The sequence below is a fragment of the Candidatus Methanoperedens sp. genome, from assembly GCA_012026795.1.
Taxonomy (GTDB): domain Archaea; phylum Halobacteriota; class Methanosarcinia; order Methanosarcinales; family Methanoperedenaceae; genus Methanoperedens.
In genome coordinates this window covers 1-18,193 of sequence record VEPM01000048.1, presented here as the reverse complement: position 1 = coordinate 18,193, position 18,193 = coordinate 1, and the positions used below count along the sequence as shown (strand labels likewise).

The 18,193-nt window shown below is 39.4% G+C and carries 17 protein-coding genes, 3 tRNA genes and 1 pseudogene; 10 read left to right on the top strand and 11 right to left on the bottom strand.

Features of this window, described 5'->3' with window-relative positions:
- Window positions 1-281: 281 nt before the first annotated feature.
- Together FIB07_17495 and FIB07_17490 are read left to right on the top strand one after the other, a co-directional pair.
- A complete protein-coding gene (locus FIB07_17495) occupies window positions 282-983 on the top strand; it encodes a hypothetical protein (GenBank protein NJD54639.1) in 702 nt (233 codons plus the stop codon).
- Between the two features lie 1,031 nt (window positions 984-2,014).
- Complete coding sequence (locus FIB07_17490) at window positions 2,015-3,316, top strand: hypothetical protein (GenBank protein NJD54638.1); 1,302 nt, start codon at window positions 2,015-2,017, stop codon at window positions 3,314-3,316.
- Between the two features lie 3 nt (window positions 3,317-3,319).
- Here the strand turns inward: FIB07_17490 and hisI are convergent, their stop codons facing one another.
- From hisI to FIB07_17460, 6 genes and pseudogenes are all read right to left on the bottom strand, one after another.
- Entirely contained in the window at window positions 3,320-3,685 is a 366-nt protein-coding gene (gene hisI / locus FIB07_17485; protein ID NJD54637.1) for a phosphoribosyl-AMP cyclohydrolase, read from the bottom strand.
- 23 nt (window positions 3,686-3,708) lie between these two features.
- On the bottom strand, window positions 3,709-3,984 hold the full coding sequence (locus FIB07_17480; protein NJD54636.1) for a MoaD/ThiS family protein: 276 nt from the start codon (window positions 3,982-3,984) through the stop codon (window positions 3,709-3,711).
- A 17-nt stretch (window positions 3,985-4,001) separates the two neighbouring features.
- Window positions 4,002-5,267 (bottom strand): threonine synthase, encoded by a 1,266-nt coding sequence (locus FIB07_17475; protein NJD54635.1) that lies wholly within the window; start codon window positions 5,265-5,267, stop codon window positions 4,002-4,004.
- Window positions 5,268-5,359: 92 nt separating this feature from the next.
- Window positions 5,360-5,851 (bottom strand): pseudouridine synthase, encoded by a 492-nt coding sequence (locus FIB07_17470; GenBank protein NJD54634.1) that lies wholly within the window; start codon window positions 5,849-5,851, stop codon window positions 5,360-5,362.
- Window positions 5,852-6,128: 277 nt separating this feature from the next.
- Complete coding sequence (locus tag FIB07_17465; protein ID NJD54633.1) at window positions 6,129-6,902, bottom strand: class I SAM-dependent methyltransferase; 774 nt, start codon at window positions 6,900-6,902, stop codon at window positions 6,129-6,131.
- Window positions 6,903-7,140: 238 nt separating this feature from the next.
- Window positions 7,141-7,230 (bottom strand): annotated as a pseudogene (locus tag FIB07_17460) (recombinase XerC).
- Window positions 7,231-7,568: 338 nt separating this feature from the next.
- Between FIB07_17460 and FIB07_17455 the strand changes: the two are divergent.
- Window positions 7,569-9,026 (top strand): NAD(P)H-hydrate dehydratase, encoded by a 1,458-nt coding sequence (locus FIB07_17455; protein NJD54632.1) that lies wholly within the window; start codon window positions 7,569-7,571, stop codon window positions 9,024-9,026.
- A complete protein-coding gene (moaC, locus tag FIB07_17450; GenBank protein ID NJD54631.1) occupies window positions 9,023-9,499 on the top strand; it encodes a cyclic pyranopterin monophosphate synthase MoaC in 477 nt (158 codons plus the stop codon). Before FIB07_17455 ends, moaC begins: the two co-directional genes overlap by 4 nt.
- Window positions 9,500-9,892: 393 nt before the next feature.
- Here the strand turns inward: moaC and gatD are convergent, their stop codons facing one another.
- Window positions 9,893-11,143, bottom strand: a complete 1,251-nt coding sequence (gene gatD, locus FIB07_17445; GenBank protein ID NJD54630.1) for a Glu-tRNA(Gln) amidotransferase subunit GatD — start codon at window positions 11,141-11,143, stop codon at window positions 9,893-9,895.
- A gap of 109 nt (window positions 11,144-11,252) precedes the next feature.
- Here gatD and FIB07_17440 point away from each other — a divergent pair, with 109 nt between their 5' ends.
- The 4 genes from FIB07_17440 (at window position 11,253) to FIB07_17425 (ending at window position 12,752) form a co-directional block, all read left to right on the top strand.
- Window positions 11,253-11,435: a hypothetical protein gene (locus tag FIB07_17440; protein NJD54629.1), complete on the top strand. Its 183-nt coding sequence runs from the start codon at window positions 11,253-11,255 to the stop codon at window positions 11,433-11,435.
- A 42-nt stretch (window positions 11,436-11,477) separates the two neighbouring features.
- On the top strand, window positions 11,478-12,521 hold the full coding sequence (locus FIB07_17435) for a DUF1464 domain-containing protein (protein ID NJD54628.1): 1,044 nt from the start codon (window positions 11,478-11,480) through the stop codon (window positions 12,519-12,521).
- 45 nt (window positions 12,522-12,566) lie between these two features.
- Window positions 12,567-12,641 (top strand) — tRNA-Arg (locus FIB07_17430).
- Window positions 12,642-12,680: 39 nt separating this feature from the next.
- Window positions 12,681-12,752: transfer RNA gene (locus FIB07_17425), tRNA-Thr, on the top strand.
- 59 nt (window positions 12,753-12,811) lie between these two features.
- Here the strand turns inward: FIB07_17425 and FIB07_17420 are convergent.
- Window positions 12,812-13,765: a DHH family phosphoesterase gene (locus FIB07_17420; GenBank protein ID NJD54627.1), complete on the bottom strand. Its 954-nt coding sequence runs from the start codon at window positions 13,763-13,765 to the stop codon at window positions 12,812-12,814.
- Between the two features lie 173 nt (window positions 13,766-13,938).
- Window positions 13,939-14,472 (bottom strand): dihydrofolate reductase, encoded by a 534-nt coding sequence (locus FIB07_17415; protein NJD54626.1) that lies wholly within the window; start codon window positions 14,470-14,472, stop codon window positions 13,939-13,941.
- A gap of 112 nt (window positions 14,473-14,584) precedes the next feature.
- Between FIB07_17415 and FIB07_17410 the strand changes: the two genes are divergently transcribed.
- Complete coding sequence (locus FIB07_17410) at window positions 14,585-15,103, top strand: FprA family A-type flavoprotein (GenBank protein NJD54625.1); 519 nt, start codon at window positions 14,585-14,587, stop codon at window positions 15,101-15,103.
- A gap of 392 nt (window positions 15,104-15,495) precedes the next feature.
- Here FIB07_17410 and FIB07_17405 read toward each other — a convergent pair whose 3' ends face one another.
- Both FIB07_17405 and FIB07_17400 read right to left on the bottom strand, forming a co-directional pair.
- The gene (locus FIB07_17405; protein ID NJD54624.1) at window positions 15,496-15,963 is read right to left on the bottom strand and encodes a hypothetical protein; all 468 of its coding nucleotides are present in this window, start codon (window positions 15,961-15,963) and stop codon (window positions 15,496-15,498) included.
- Between the two features lie 136 nt (window positions 15,964-16,099).
- Window positions 16,100-16,185, bottom strand: a tRNA-Ser gene (locus FIB07_17400).
- Between the two features lie 233 nt (window positions 16,186-16,418).
- Here FIB07_17400 and FIB07_17395 point away from each other — a divergent pair.
- Window positions 16,419-18,086 (top strand): thermosome subunit, encoded by a 1,668-nt coding sequence (locus tag FIB07_17395; GenBank protein NJD54623.1) that lies wholly within the window; start codon window positions 16,419-16,421, stop codon window positions 18,084-18,086.
- Window positions 18,087-18,193: the final 107 nt, after the last annotated feature.

Sequence of the window (18,193 nt, the reverse complement as noted above, 5' to 3'; positions counted from 1 at the left end):
TTTTCAAGGAGAAGAGCTGTCCTATCTCTGGGAAAAGCCTGTTTTTGATGATAAGCATACTATAGCAAATGAATATGCTAATAAATGGGCTATTGATCCAAATTATATTAAGTCCAATTATCCACCAAAGTATTATAAGGAAAATCCAGATGGAAGTATCGATGTGGAGATGGTTTTATATTTCAAACCCCAGTCATATTTTTACCTCGGGATTATTATTTCCACGCTTACATTTGTTGGTTGTATTGGTTATTTGACCTGGGACTGGTGGAGGAACAAAAATGGATGAGGAATATTTAGATAAAAAAACCGGAATTTATCAAGAGTTTTTATCCTGGCCCACCTCTAACTACCCGTTTTTAATTGCACTTATGCTTCTTACAGTCACTGCTGTAACACTTGCTATTGGCCACGAGAAACTTGCTGAAAATCTTGCCATATATGCATATTATTTTATGGTCATAGGGATAGCAATTCGTTTTTTTGAACTTGCACTTCCTGAAGATCCCATGCAGAAGCTCAACCTTGCTATAAAACGCGTTTGTGTTGTTTTGGATTTCATACAATATCATGGATTGAAATTTATTAGAAATATTAACTTTATACTAACAAACCTGTATTCCATACTACAATTATATCTGCGCAGGGCTATATCCAAAACAAAGGCAAGTATTTCAGAGTTTAAAAGACAAAATACCCGGATAGACGCACAAATTCGGAAAAAAATAAGTGTTATCAAGCTGCAGTATTTAAAGTATTTGCATCTTATTAAAACTGAAAAAAATATTTCCCTGATATCGGATACTTCCTTGAATGTCGTGATTCTTCTTTCTGTATTTCTTATAATATCTTTAGTTTATGGCATTACAATCGACATGCAGTTTGTTGAAAGATACCTCGATAACCTTATTTTGATAATTATTGGCTGTTTTGCATTCTATATATTCTTGAGAGTTCGCTTTTATACAGGACGGCGTAAGTGAGGATTTTCTTACTTATAAGAGCGACATTAAGAACCTGAAAGCAAACAGCTCGAAGGTATTAATACATCAGGATCCTAATAATTGGACAACCGTTATCTTAAATTCCCATTCTTTTAAGAGGAGTGTATTAAAAGATGAATTATAAAGTTATCCAAAATCTTGGAGTTATACTGTTTTTTTTGACCATAACGATAGGAATTTCATACCAAGTCTTACCTGATCGTGGCGGTATCACTTATAACGATGGCGCTTATTTCTGGAATATAGGCCAAAATTCTCTTAATACAATCACGACATATACATCAAATTATTTCGGGCTTGACCAATCCAATACTGTTTTTTTATATTTTCCAAAAGGAATTTCTATATTATTTCTAAAATTATTCGGATTAAATGACAATTTGATATCATATTTATTATCGTTCGGCTTAATTTTCCTGTGCTCGCTTGTATATTTCTATACATTCAAATATATTACAAATAATTTTTTTTATAGTTTATTAGCTGGCCTATTTGTTATATTAAATAATCTTTCAATTGAACATATAGGATTTGGTGCTTTTTATTATTATTATTTTGGTAATATATCATTTGCTTTTTTAATTTTAATACTATTTAAAATATATCAAAATAAAAAAATAGAATATTATCACATAATTTTATTGATCTTACTATCCTTAAATGCAGTTCATCCATTCTATTTGATTATTTATATGTTTTTTCTTTCAATGTTTTTATTTTTCTTATTTTGGGAAACCAAATTATATAAAAACACAATTTTAAAATCTTTTTTGATATTTAGTGGCATAATATTAGTTAATTCATATTGGTTCTTACCATTTCTATACGGTTCTATCATAAGAGATCCTATCGAGACTTATAATACTAATCTATTTAATGTGTTTCAGGGTTTCTTAAAAGTTTCAAGCTATATCAATGCCATTAACTTTTATCAATATTTCAATTTTTTCAGCAAAAATCTCCATCAAACAATCTTCCATTATATTTTTTATATAGGATTAGTGGGTCTGATGTTAATTACGTTATTTAAGATTAATAATCATAAATACAAGAATTTTTTAGTATTCCTGTTTGTATCTTATATAGTATTTTTTAATTTAGCTTTAGGTCCTGTTTCCAGGATTTCAGGAAGTTTATGGATGTATTTATGGGATAATATTTCATGGTTCTCTTTTTTCAGAAGTTTTTCCAGGTTTTTAATAATCATCATTCCAATATACCTATTTTACTTTGCAGTTCTATATCTTGACTGGAAATTTAAATTCAAAAATTACATACTTACTATTTTTATTATAATAATATTCTTGTTAAATACAGCGATGTTTACAGGAAATCTTGGAGGAACCATCCTGGCAACACAAATACCTCAAGAGTATAAAAAAGTTAATATAGTGTTAGATAAGGACAAAACTTTGAATTCAATAATTTCATACCCAAATATTAACTACGAAGCCTATTATTGGGGAATTAATAAGAATACTTATTTTATACAACAAGATTATATATTAAAAGATTATTTATTTAATAAACCTATAGCATATAACAGGGATTCACTTAGTCTCAATACTAAAAATAATGCATATAAAAAAATTTTCAATAATAATCCAGACCCTGATTTAAAAAGGACTTTAGAAGAAATGAATCTCCGTTATGTGATAGTTAATAAGGATGAAATAGATATTTTTTCATTATCTCCAATATTCTCTGAAAATTTCCGGGAATATTTTTTGAAAAACAGTAAATTGGTTGAAAGCAACAAATATTATGATTTATTCGATATTGGGTTATCAACACCACACATATATAATTCATACTTTAAAAAAATCAATCCCACAAAGTACAATCTTTATATCGAGAATTTAAGTTCTTCTCAAGATTTGATATTCCTGGAATCATTCCATAAGAACTGGAATCTATATCTAAAAGCCAATCCTTCAAATGGATGGTGCAAGGAAATAAGGTATTATGCATACAATAAGGCTAATGAATGTGAACATAGTCAAACTTTTTTTCAAGGAGAAGAGCTGTCCTATCTCTGGGAAAAGCCTGTTTTTGATGATAAGCATACTATAGCAAATGAATATGCTAATAAATGGGCTATTGATCCGGATTATATTAAGTCCAATTATCCACCAGAGTATTATAAGGAAAATCCAGATGGAAGTATTGATGTGGAGATGGTTTTATATTTCAAGCCCCAGTCATATTTCTACCTCGGGATCATTATTTCCACGCTTACATTTGTTGGTTGTATTGGTTATTTGACCTGGGGCTGGTGGAGAAACAGAAATTATACAGGACGGCGTAAGTGAATATTATTTCTTATAAACATCCTCAGGCTCGAATAACTTCTCTCCTACAACCTCACCATCTATCGTCCTGTAAAAACACGACCTGTATCCGGTATGGCAGGCGCCTCCTATCTGTTCGACCTTAAGCACAATAGCGTCAGCGTCGCAGTCTATCAAAATATCATGAACGATCTGCTCATGTCCTGAGCTTTCCCCCTTTTTCCAGAGCTTGCGCCTTGACCTGCTCCAGTAATAACCTCTTCTTGTCTCAATGGTCTTTTGGAGAGCTTCCCTGTCCATGAATGCGACCATGAGAATTTCCCCTGTTTTGTGATCCTGGGCTATAGCCGTGATCAGTCCATCTTCGAATTTTAAATCCTTAATGTCCATGAGCTTCAAAAGAAATGAAAAATTTATCCACCGCTGACAGCAGGGAGAATTGAGATCTCGTCAGCATCCTTAACAGGGCTGTCAAGACCGCTTAAGTGTCTTATATCCTCGCCGTTCACATACAAATTCACAAATCTTCGTACTTCGCCTTTATCAAGGATACGTTTCTCAAAATCAGGACCGAACTGCTGGATGAGCTTGTCAAGAACTGCTTTTACTGTCGTATCCCCTGATTCAAGTATCGTTTCGCGTGCATGTGTCACGTTGCTTAATGCTGAAGAGAATCTTATTTTAACCATTTAAATCACCTTTATCTTTATATCGCTATAGCTGCCTTCTGTTCATGAATATCAAGTTTTGGCGCAAAAAGACGTTCAAACTCACTGATCATAGGTTTTATCACAGGCGGGCGCTGCAATGACTTGAGCAGGGTGTCCTGCGCCTTAAGACCATTTCCGGTCACATAGACAACGACCCTTTCATCTTTCCGGATATGTCCGCTTTCAACAAGCTTCTTTAAACCTGCAACAGTTGTGCCGCCTGCCGGTTCTGTGAATATGCCCTCTGTTCTTGCAAGAAGATGTATTGCATCTATTATTTCAGCATCAGTAGGTGATGCCGCAAAACCGCCTGAATCAAGGATAGTCTTCTTTGCATAATAGCCATCTGCAGGATTACCTATTGCAAGGCTGTGAGCAACAGTCTCAAAATTTCGGACAGGAACGACCTCGTTGTTGTTCTGGACAGCAGCGGATATAGGGGAACAGTTCTGCGGTTGTGACCCCGATATCTTGAAATCTGCTCTGTCAACGAGGCCAACGCGCTCAAGTTCCTTGTATCCTCTGGAAATAGCACAGAGCAATGCCCCGCTGGCCAGGGGTGCAACAACATGGTCAGGAACCTGCCAGTTCAACTGTTCGGCAGTTTCATAAGCCAGCGTCTTTGAACCTTCAGTATAATATGGGCGGATATTGATATTCACAAAAGCCCAGTCAGGATGGGAATCTGCGACCTCGCTTGCAAGCCGGTTTGCATCATCGTATGTACCTTCCACAGCAATGACATTTGGCCCGTAGACAAGCATCTGCACGATCTTGCCAAGCTCGATTGTGGCTGGTATGAAAATATATGCAGGAAGTCCTGCCTTTGCAGCATGGGCGCCGACTGCTGCTGCAAGGTTTCCTGTGCTTGCGCATCCCACGGCCTTGATATCGAATTCAAGAGCCTTTGAAACTGCAACAGATGTTACCCTGTCCTTAAATGAATTTGTAGGATTCACCGACTCATCAAGGATATAGAGTTCATCAAGCCCCAGCGCTGCTCCCAGGCGCTCGGCCCGATGTAATTTATTAAAACCGGCACCAAGGTCTACGCGCTTTTCTGATTCAAGGGGCAGCATGTCTGCGTATCTCCAGATGGATTTTGGACCCGCAGCGATCTTCTCTTTGCTTATATGATCTGAAACATAATCCCAATCATAATTGACTTCAAGAGGCCCGAAGCACTCATAACATGTATTCTGGATACCTGCAGGGTACTCAGTTCCGCATTCCCTGCATTTCAATCCGATGACGTGACTCATTAACTCACCTGTGCATAATACAACATTACCATATATAATATTTACTATACTGATTGATAACCCACAGTAATAATATGGGATAAAAAAAGCATTCAATCAATATCAGTTTTATCTTTTGTACCAATTCCGCTTCTTATATCTACGGCAATACCTATTTTAAATGCCTGCATCTCAGAGGCGGACAATACAGTTTTTCCTGTTGCAAGCAGGCGGTCATTTTCATCCACGACAAGAACTTCCTGACCTGCCCGTATTTCAGGGTCAGCTGCCACAACGTGCCGTGAAAAAGCGGTCTTTCCTTTAGCGACAAATGGCGCAGCATCGCTGTTTACTACAACTCTTTGTCCCGGATACCTGGTAAATCCATGAAGTTTTCCTGCACCTTTCATACTCAGGGTCAGCATACCATCTTTTGCCCTGACCGTTGCTATGCGCTCGTTATCAAGAAGTATCTGGCGGATCCTTTTTGTGGTTGAGAACTGGAATCTGACATCATCGGAAAACAGGGTTTCGCCCGCACCGCGGCCGAACTGGTAATCTGCAATTGTGCGGACTCGTTTGAGGTGGGATTGTGGCTGGGACATGATTTCTTTCTTTGGGACTTCTTCACTTATCTATTTTTGCTGAGTTAATGTGTTGGATATAAAATTCCATATGCCTGTGAAAATCAGCGAGTTTTGATTCTGAGTTCATATAACTATGAACTTAATTTTAATCTTCCAAAATCTATCATCATCCGCCGCAGCTGAATAGGGCTGACAATTTCGGGTGAAGCGACCATCGGGAGCGAAACCGGGTAGCCGCTGTTATATGCCGTTAATTCCGCTACGTTAGCCGTCAGCACGGATGCTGGCGGAGCTTCTATATTTTCTTTCCAATATAAAATACATACCCATAATATTCTTTATACTTATTATAAAGTTCAGCTCCATGCTTTTCGTATTTTACGAACTCTTCGGCAGATTTATTACCTTTGTATTTATCCAAAAATATTTTTTGTGCTGTTATTTCCGGAACAAAAAAATTGTCAATCCAGCAAATTTCAGGCAATATGAATGATGCCATAACAACATAGCCTGCTTTTTGCATTTGAGCAATTTTATTTGGAATGGTGTCTATTTCAGGATATGCTTCATTCCAAAAATCAAATATTTCTTTTGGCCGTTCTTCTGTAAACCATGATGCTTCAGTAACAGCAACATAGCCACCTTTTTTCAAAAACTTATTCCAATAATTCATGCCTTTTTCAAAACCAATATTATATATTGCTCCTTCACTCCAAATAAGGTCTAATTCATTTGATTGAAAATCAAGTTTATCCATTGAACCAATAACACCTTTAACTCTGCTTTGAAGATTCAATTTTTGTGCATTGTCATTTAGTTTGTCGATAAAACCAGGGACTAAATCAATGCCTGTAATATTCCCTGGAGTGTTTTGAGCCAAAACTATAGTTTGACCTCCAGTACCACAACCAAGATCAACAATGTTTGATTTTTCGTGTATATTATCAATAAAGCTCAATGCTCTTATTGTTGCTTCCTGGCTTCCTGGCCCTTGACGATCCATACTGGAAAAATATTCGCAAATTAATGCAATATCAAAATCGTGAATATTATGCTCTTCATCGCTCATTTTGTGTTCCTCCAAGAACTTCATGGTCTATAGTTTATTATTTTATACAATATACTTTTACGGTGACATGGATGTTGCCGTTATAATTCCCTCCGAAATATTAGGAATTAATGGCATATAACGTTGTATATCCGAACTTGGTTCGGATATCCTCACGATTTAGCGATTTATCCGAACAGAGTTCGCATATACTTCTGGTCGAACATCTGCAATCATCATCCTCTCCTCCTTTTATCTGTAAGCTATCCAGCGGACTTTTTATCTTCCCTATATCCCTGTTACTTACATGCGTATAGATCTCTGTTGTCTATGAACTCTTGTGCCCCAATTTTAGCGCCGCGACTATTATTCTGGTTCAAGCTATTCAAAGGATGCACATGACTCCTATCGTCTTCAGTCACTCCCAAACCCAGTACAAATGTTACGAGGCCTGTAGATACGTTTTTGACTATATAGAATCTTAGTGAATAATATCCTTCTAATTTATGCAGCCTTAAAACTTACGACCAGGCGCTTAATTCTATGCAAATCCATAGATTATATTGTATCCAGTACCAAAATACCAGCGTAAATTGAAACTGGAATCATAGGAGAAGGTTACATTTCAACCGTACCATTCATATTCTTTTAATAAATTATAAGTGTTCATGTGCCGATTATCAGTATATGCAAACAATCACTTCAGCCCGCATGGCAGCCATAGACGCAAATTGTGAATACCTGGGGATAAAACGCCTCCAGCTCATGGAAAATGCCGGCGCTGCCATTGCCTGTGCTGTTAAAGAAAGAATAAGTTCAGGAAAGATTGTGGTCATTGCAGGCAGAGGTAATAATGGCGGTGACGCTTTCGTTGCTGCGCGACATCTGGGTGGTTATGATGTCACTGTGATCCTCATCGGGAAAAAAGAAGAAATAAAAACACCGGAAGCGCTGCATAACTGGAATGCCCTTGAAAAAGCATCAATTCCGCTTATTCAGGCTACGAATTCAACAGCCTTCGATCCTTCCATATTAAAGAATGCAAAGGTTATCATTGACGGGGTTTTTGGAACAGGCGTGCGGGGGAAAATCCATGAACCTGAGTCTACTATCATTGACCTGATAAACATGTCAGGCGCCTTCGTGATTTCCGTGGATGTGCCGTCCGGTTTTGATCCTGATGGTGGGGAATTTGAGAAATCAGTGCATGCAGGATTGACTCTTACGTTTCATAAAATGAAAACAGGTTTACTTTCACAAAATGCCCCCGGATATACAGGCGAAGTCCGTGTTGTTGATATCGGAATTCCAATTGAAGCAGAATTTTATGTCGGGCCGGGTGATATCCAGCCCTTTTTAAAAAGACCTGCAATGAGCCATAAAGGGGATGCAGGAAGAATCCTCGTTATCGGGGGAGGACCATATTCAGGGGCGCCTGCACTTTCTGCGCTTTCTGCACTAAGGGCTGGTGCTGATATCGTAACAGTTGCTGCGCCAGAGAATGTTTCGGATATTATCGCCTCTTTCTCCCCGAATCTCATTGTAAAAAAGCTTACCGGAGATATACTTGTTGAAGAAGATGTGCCGATTATTTCCAGGCTAATTGAAAAACACGATATTGTTGTCATTGGTATGGGTCTTGGGAATGCAGATGAGACCCTTTTGGCAATTGAAAAAATAGTGCCATTATGCAAAAAAACAATTATTGATGCTGATGCCCTATCCCCACAATTGTTGCCTCTTCTGGGGAAAAATATGATCCTGACGCCCCATGCTGGTGAAATGAAACGGTTGTCGGGTAATGATGTCCCAAATAAGGAGAAAGAAAGAATTGAATTCGTAAAAAATTTCGCACAAAAAAATGAGGTCACTGTATTATTAAAAGGTGCAATTGACCTGATGTCAGATGGCATAGAAGTCAGAGCCAACAGGACAGGCAATGCAGGCATGACCGTTGGTGGAACGGGTGATGTCCTGGCAGGCCTGACAGGAGCCCTTTTTGCGCGATGCAAATCACCTCTTGAAGCCGCTGCCTGCGGAGCATTTATTAATGGAGCTGCGGGGGACCTGGCATTTAAGGAATTTGGATACGGTCTTCTTGCGACAGATGTCATTGATTACATCCCGGCAGTGATGAAAATATGAGATTATCACATATCGAGGATGGCAGGGCTAAGATGGTTGATATCAGCGAAAAACATGATGTTTTTAGATGCGCAACAGCCACAGGTGAGATACAATTAAGGCCGGAAACAATTGCAGCTATCAGAAATATGGAAATTGAGAAAGGGGCGGTGCTTGAAACTGCACGTATAGCTTCTGTTATCGCAATAAAAAACACTTCCTCTGTGATCCCCATGTGTCATCAGATACCGATAACGGGGATTGACGTTCAATTTGATCTTGGAATGGAAAAGGTGAAAGTGACAGTTGAGGTAAAATCCATTGGAAAAACCGGGGTAGAAATGGAAGCACTTCATGGAGTAAGTGTAGCGCTCCTGACAATTTGGGACATGGTAAAATCAGTGGAAAAAGACAAGACCGGGAACTATCCATACACAGGGATCAAAAATATCCTGGTACTTGAGAAGATCAAGCAGGAAATGAAGACCAAGTAAGAAATAGAATAGTGCAGGCCAGGCGCCTAATAAAAACGATGGGTCGAAGGAGACTGAGGGTACTAAAGGCATTAGGCGCCTGATCCTACAGCAATATTAATGATGATTCAAAAGTATTTAATATTATCTGTTATATTCTTTAATATGAATAATTATTATCATTATCATAATTACTCTATAGATTATTAAAACAGTCCTGAAACCTATTCTAAAGAGACTATTCTAAAGAAAAATAGCGTAGTTATCAGGCGCCTAATAAAAACGATGGGTCGAAGGAGACTGAGGGTACTAAAGGCATTAGGCGCCTGATCCTACAGCAACTACCTTAATGTTCTGCTACTATTTAATATTTACCTATATATTCTTAGACAAGAATAATTATTATTATACTCATTATGAACGAGTACTTCGGGTTAATTCACCTGCGATATTGGTGTGCATCATAACATTTACTTTTTCGATATCCTTAGTTTGCCCCAATATCCACATTAATTTTACAAGAGCTACCTCAGAAAGAACATCTTCACTTTCGATAGCACCTGCTTTAAGGATATCCCTGCCTGTGTCATAAACACGATCGCATACCCTGCCGTTTATACATTGTGAAGTCATGACCACCGGAATTCCGGCATTCGTTACTGATTTTATAAGCGGGATCCATTCTGTAGAAACATGTCCAAGACCGGTGCCTTCTATTACAATACCCTTGTATCCTGAACCCGAATGGAATAAAAGAGATTCATTACTTGCGCCCGTAACATATTTTATCAGGGCGCATTTTGGTTCCAGCTTATCATTTATAGCAAGTTCTTTTTCTCCTCTTTTTACAAAAGGAGAGAGCATTTTAATTTCTCCCGAAGGATATTCCACGCGTCCTATGGGGCGCGCGTTAATCGACTGGAATGCATCGCGGCGCGAGGTATGCATCTTACGGACTTTTGTTCCCCTGTGGATATAACAGAAATCATCACTCGTAGAGCCATGCATCACTACGCATACTTCGGCTATATCACTTGTTGCGACTTTAGCTGCGCATATTGCATTCATGGCATTATCGCTGCTTGGCCTGTCCGCACTTCGCTGCGAGCCCACAAGCACGATTGGAACAGGGGTTTCTATCATGAAAGAAAGCGCTGCAGCAGTATACATCATAGTATCAGTTCCATGGGTGATAATGACACCATCTGCTCCGTTCTTTATTTCCTCATATACGGCACGTGCAAGCTCAACCCAGTAAGATGGTCTCATGTTCTCGCTCAGGATGCTGTAAATCATCTTACAGTTGTAATTAGCTATTTCTTCAAGTTCAGGGATTGCAGAAAGAACGTCATCTGCCGAGAATTGTGACGTTACGGCTCCTGTGCGGTAATCTATCTTGCTTGCAATAGTGCCTCCAGTTGAAAGAATAGAGATGCTGGGGAGTTTTTCTTTTTTCTTCTTCTCCACCCGGCCAATTTCAGTATGGGACATTTTTTCTTCTTTCTTATCAAGCAATTTTAAAGATGCCGATTCTTTTTTTATCCCGATATTATATCCATTTTTTAATTTTAAAACTATCCTGTCTGTCTGAGATGGCATTAGCGTCCCCTCATATTTCACGCCATTAGTCTCTAGGCTTACTTTATCGTAAATTTCTGCTTGCATGGTAATCCCTGGTTCTTATTTCATAATAGCCATAGATAATAAAAAACTATTGCCAATCAACCAATACTCTTATGGCTTATCAGGGCAGGAATATAAATGGGAGGTTTCTATGTCAGCTCATGGTAAAAGAAAGACATATTTTGAAAAATGTCCGGTATGCGGTGGTGAAGATCATCCGCTGGTTGATGAGACTATATATTTTGATGAACTTGCACCCAATTCACCTATCTTTGCCGAGGTCACTCCGGGTCACTGGGTAAAAGTAATTGAACGCAGGCCGGCAAAAACATAAACAAACATAAACATTAATTAGATAGTATGATAACTTGGGGATATGGTAAGAGTAATCGGCATAGACCCTGGAACAAAAAGTTTTGATTTTTGCGGTCTTGATGACGAAAAAATAATTCTGGATCTTTCAATATCCACAAAGGACATAATCAAAGAGCCTGAGCTGATTTCAAATATTATAATAAAATCAGGGGCAAATCTTGTTGTTGGACCTTCGGGCTTTGGAATTCCGATTACTGATATCAAAAATATAGGCCAGAGGGAATTATTTCTTATGTCGCTTATTAAGAAAGATGACAGGAAAAGTCTCCTTGGACTTCGTACATCCATAATGCGGATGCAACACAACAAACTCCCTGTATTTTTTATTCCGGGTGTAATACACCTTCCTACTATCCCCTTCTACAGGAAGTTAAACAAAATCGATATGGGTACAGCGGATAAACTATGCTGCACAGCTCTTGGAATACGTGACCAGGCGTTAAAGTATAATATCGGGTACAATGAAACCTCGTTCATATTACTCGAAATGGGATTCGGATATACTGCCGCTGTTGCAGTAAATAATGGAAAAATCGTAGATGGTATCGGTGGAAGTACGGGTAGCATCGGTTATCTCTCACTCGGTGGAATGGATTCGGAACTTGCTTATCTGTTAGGCGGTTTCAATAAGGAACTTGTTTTTAATGGAGGAGTTGAAAAATTTGCAAAAACGCCGGAAGAATTAATGGATAATGATGATGCTTTAAATGCATATCTTGAAGGCGCAATTAAAGATGTCCTGCAACTTACGGCATCTGTTGATCCGCGAGAGATACTTGTTTCCGGCAGGATATCAAGAGTTGAGGGTCTTTTTGAAGAATTAGAACACCGGCTTGATATTGCGCCCGTCAGGAGGGTCGAGGGTTTTGGGGCAAAAACCGTCAAGGAAGCTGCCCAGGGCGCTGCGATCATTGCAAATGGGCTTGCAGGTGGATGCTATTCGCAGATTATTGAAACGCTTCAGATAAGGGAAGCTAAAGGAACGTCACTGGATTATATATTATTGCCGGAAATAGAAGCATTGAAAAATGAATACGGGATTTGATGCACAAACTTTTTAAATAAACAAAACATCTTGGAGTTTCTCGCTGGGCTCGTGGCTTAGCTTGGATATAGCGCCGGGCTTCTAACCCGGATGTCGAGGGTTCGAATCCCTCCGGGCCCGCTGAAAAATATAAAATATATCCTGGCAAAAATCAAAAGCGCCTCGGTGGCTTAGAGGTATAGCGCATCCTTGGTAAGGATGAGGTCGAGGGTTCAATTCCCTCCCGGGGCTTAAAATTAGGATTACTCTCACTTCACTCATTTCTTAATCACCTAATCCATACTGATTAATTACCCTATCGCCTCATCCAGATTATATAAGAATGCTTCCAGCTCTTTTTCCGGGATACGTGCTCCTGCTGCAAATGGATGACCGCCTCCTGTCCCGCCGTAAGATGGCGCCATACGGCGCAGTATTGTATTTAAATCCATATCACCGTTGCGCCTGCGGATACTTATATCATACACATGTTTATTCGACCTGTATTCGCAGGATACACCCACATTCGCATTCCCGATAGAGGCGGCATATATTGCAGCTTTTGACATATACCCGTTAATATCCTGGACATAAGCAAGGTTTTTCAATTTCACTACTTTATGCCTGACATCGTCTTTTATCCACTCTTCCTTTCTTGATGCGATGACAGCCGATTCAAGAAGACCTGCAATTTCAGGAGGGGGAGTATCCCCGGAAAGTGCATCCAGTATCCTCCTCTTATAATCATAATCCCTGCCGACGTGCGTTATTCCCTGGATTAGTGTTCCGGCATAGAAATACAGCGTTCTCGTATCCCAGTCGCGCTCCCATTTTTTTATGAGAGAGGTCTCGCTGAAATCACCTATGGCGCCGTAAATTGCCACCCGTCTCATATCCCGGCTGAGTTTTCTCTCAAGAATCCGGTATGCCTGTTCCGAAGATGAACAGTTATCATGATGAAACCAGCTTTTATTATAGTTCTTTTCAGGCACAGGATGGTGATCCATGTATATCACATTTGATTGGATGTCAAGCTCATTTAATTTAATTTTCAACTGAGGGGAGGTTTTCTCATCGATAGCAATATCACATATCACAATATTCTCATAATTCCCGGCAAGATTGTTCAGTTCCCCAAGCAGGCTCACAGGGCTTGTAAAAAATACTCTGGAATCTGGAAACGCACTTTTAACAACAGCTCCCGCGCAGATACCATCGCAATCGCCATGAGTAAAAATAATCGAACTCATATTCACCTCAAGCATGGATATTTGACGTTAATGGAATTTTGCACGGGTCAATCATACTAATCATATATACCCATTAGAGCTTAAAACGGTCTTGTCACCCCATAGCTCTCTATGCGTTCAAGAGCAAAGAGAACTGTTCTTTTCAGTTGTTTAATAATTTTTAAAGTTGCTATAGTGTTGTTTGGGGTCTATTTTGGTCGTTCATAAGAAAGCTGAACCAGTCCTGATGGATAGGCAACATTTCGACGAAGCTGCAGTCTGATTTCTGGTATGCCACTACGAAAAAGAGGAATTCCCTTGCCCAATATAATTGGAAGAACGGAGATTATGTATGTGTCAATCAGGTTCTTGCTCAAGAATTCGTCAGCAATCTGTGCCCCGCCAACAAGCCAGATGTTTGAGCCATCTTTTTGCCGAATTTCGGAAATAAGCCTACATATATCGCCGCTCCAGAACTCAACATAATCATCTTTAGGTCTGGAAGTTCTTGAGATGACATAACATTTCTTATCCTTGTAAGGAAAATCCCCGAATGTGAGAACCTGATCATATGTCCTGCGCCCCATAATTACAGTATCAACTGACTTCAAGAAGTCTTTGTAGCCATAATCCTCATTTTGTGATTCAACCATCGACAGCCAATCAATGTCACCATTTTCACGGGCAATGTAGCCATCAAGACTCACAGCAATGTAGAGTACTATTTTTCTGTCCGAAACCATGTTAATATTCCGTAATGTTTCATTGAGCGAAAGCTTTTATCCAGATGACGTCTAACATTAATATGTGAGTGGGATCGATAAATCACTCATTTAAAAGAAAGGTGAGAAAAATATGCCAAAAGTAGTTGTTGTATATCTCAGTACATCAGGTAATACAAAAGCGATGGCGGATGCCATTGCCGATGGTGCAAATTCAAGAAATGCCAATGCTAAGGCCGTAAATTTCCATGAAGCAAAAATGGAGGACATAATTGCTGCGGATGCCATTGCGATTGGCTCTTCAACATTCTATTATAAGATGCTGCCTCCTATGGAAAAATTCATTGAAGATCTTAAAACGGCAAAAGTAGCAGGCAAAGTAGGGGCAGCTTTCGGATCTTATGGATGGAGCGGTGAGGCGCCCGTAATGATTGCAGAAAAAATGCGTGAGCTTGGGATGAATGTAATAGATCCGGTATTACGTATTCAATATCAACCTACTGAAAAAGATCTTGATGAATGTAAGAGACTTGGAAAAGATATCGTATCTAAAGTGAAAAAGATCGCTGAAAAACCCACAAAAGCAGGAAGCGGTTCAAAGTTCGAAGATGCAGGCGTGCGGGAAGTAAAAATGGGTGAGGGCGGTCACTGAAATGAAATATGGAACCTAAAGGAAAAGCAGTTCAGTAAGCTGCAAAAAATAAAAAAAGAAAATTAAACTTAAACAATCATTTCTTCTTAGGCGCCTTTTTTGAATCCTTGGATTTCTTTTTTTCCTTATTGGACATGAGTTTGTTCGCCTCCTGACAATCAAGGTCATAGTTATTATGTTTATGAGCATATGAACTTTTCTGTGACAGCTGGAGAAATGTATCAGATATACCGGGAATTTTATGGGATAAGATTGAGGTAAGGGGTTTTATAGGATAATATTGAGGTTTGAAAGTATCATAAAGCTCCTGTTTTTTGGTTTATCTCTATTAGTAATAATTGATTGGATAGCGTATGATGTATCCGGCATAACCCGCTAAACAGATAATCGATTTATTCTGTTTCAGGTCTTCCTAATGTTTTGTATATATTATATATTGAGATATAAACACCAATCATGATTACAACAGCGAAGATTATTATTAACATTGTGATAACGTACATACTTGTATGCTCCATTGCAAAATCTCCTGCTTTGAACGAGGATGCCTGTGCATATCCTCCCATTATTAATGCAATAAACTCTGAAATTATACCAATATTTATAAGCCAGAAGCCCATATTTCCTAGCTTCTCATTATATAAGGGTTTATTTCCTAATACAGAATAATATATAAGCCCTATTATAGAGAGACTTACCCAGCCGATAAGGCTTATATGTGCATGTGCCCTTTCAAATAGCGTTGATAATATTATAAATTCATAGATTGGTCTTATACTTATAATAACTCCCATCGTAACACTTATAGTAAAATATATCAACGAAGCTTTTAAGAATATTACTCCTAATCTCTTTTCCATTGTTACTCCTCTTTTTATACAAATATTTTTATTATATTTCTGTCAGGGCTAATGTCTTATTTATAGTATTTTTCAAGGCGGTATTTTTGCAGGTGTCCATTCAATTCTAATGGTTCGGTTACTTATTGATACAGGACGACGAGAGGGGGACTTGAACCCCCGAGCTCCTTGCGGAACACAGGGTTAGCAACCCTGCGCCATACCGGGCTTGGCTATCTCGTCACTCCGGCCTGATAAATTGCATAAGCAATATACATCATTTAGAAGCAGCTCTTGGGTGTTTCTGTATAACCTGTTTGCTATTTAACACTTTTTACAGAACCCTTCAAACGTAGTTTTTATATAGAACCTCAAACATTGTTTTGCAAAAATCATATCCCGATATTTGAATAATTATATAATTCATCGGGAGATCTGAATAAGATATAATAACAGTATCAGGAGGATAATTATCTATGGCAGCACAACTTGGCGGACAGCCGATTATCATTTTAAGGGAAGGTACAGAGAGAACACGCGGGAAAGAAGCCCGCAACAATAATATCGCGGCGGCAAAAGCGGTAGCAGATGCAGTAAGGACCACGCTTGGCCCGAAGGGCATGGACAAGATGCTCGTAAGCGGAAGCGGAGATGTCATAATCACAAATGACGGAGTTACAATCCTCAGGGAGATGGAAATTGCGCACCCTGCTGCAAAAATGATTGTTGAGGTTGCAAAAACACAGGATGACGAAGTCGGGGATGGCACTACGACAGCCGCAGTTCTTACCGGGGAATTGCTCATGAGTGCAGGGGAATTGATCGGACAGGACGTACATCCCACAATAATTGCTTCAGGCTACAGGGCAGCAGCAGATAAGGCAATTGAGATCTTAAATGACATAACTCACACGATTTCCGAAAATGATGATGAAGCCCTCCTTAATATCGCAAGAACGGCAATGACCGGGAAAGGAGCAGAAGGGGCAAAAGAAAGACTTGCGGAAATAGTTGTTACAGCAATCAAATCCATTGTGGATGAAGAGGATGGGAAGAAAGTAGTTGACATTGATAATATCAAGATAGAGAAAAAGGTCGGCCAGAGCATAGATGACTGCGAGCTTATCAAAGGTATTGTCCTTGATAAGAACAAAGCAAGTAACAATATGCCAAACAGGGTCGATAATGCAAAGATAGCACTAATAACAAGACCCATCGAATTCAGCAAGATGGAACTTGAAGCACAAATCAGTATTTCAACACCAGATGAACTAACACGATACCTGGATCAGGAAGAGCAGATCGTTCATGACATAGTCAACAGGATAGCAGCAACAGGAGCAAATGTTGTCCTCTGTCAGCTTGGAATCGAGGATATGGCCCAGTATTTCATGGCAAAAGCAAATATCCTTGCAGTTGAACGTGTAGAGAAAAAGGACATTGATAAAGTTGCAAGGGCAATTGGGGCAAACCTGATAACAAGCCTTGATGATTTTGAAGCATCCGATATCGGGAGAGCCGGACTTGTAGAACTGAAAGGTCATGGCGAAGATAAGATGCTCTACATCACGGAATGCGTGAATCCGAAAGCCGTATCGATCCTGATCCGGGGCGGCACGGAACACGTAGTGGAAAGTACCGAGCGCGCACTTGAGGATGCGTTAAGAGCCGTCGGTGTTGCGATCGAAGATGAACAACTGGTCGCAGGCGCAGGTTCTCCTGAAATCGAGCTTGCTTTGAGGTTAAAAGATTATGGCTCAACACTAAAAGGAAGAGAGCAGCTTGCAGTCATGAAGTTTGCCGAGGCTCTTGAAGTGATCCCAAAGACACTTGCCGAAAATGCAGGGCTTGACCCGATAGATAAACTTGTGGAACTTAGAAGCCAGCATGAGCAAGGTAACAAGGATGTCGGACTAAATGTATTTACAGGAACCACAGAAGATATGTGGAAAAATGGGGTTATCGAGCCTCTGCGTGTAAAGACACAGGCTATAAACTCTGCAACCGAAACCGCAATAATGATCCTGAGAATTGACGATGTCCTTGCTGCGTCAGGCGGCGGGGAAGCAGGCCAGCAAGGCATGGCTGGTATGGGAGGAATGGGTGGGATGCCTCCAGGCATGCCCCCAGGTATGATGATGTAAAGGTGGAATACTTCGTATGAAAAATCTATCCCGTCCATTCAGGTTAAACGTGTATAAAACAGATTACCTTAATAAATAATTTAGGTAACTTGATAAGTTTTCTAAAC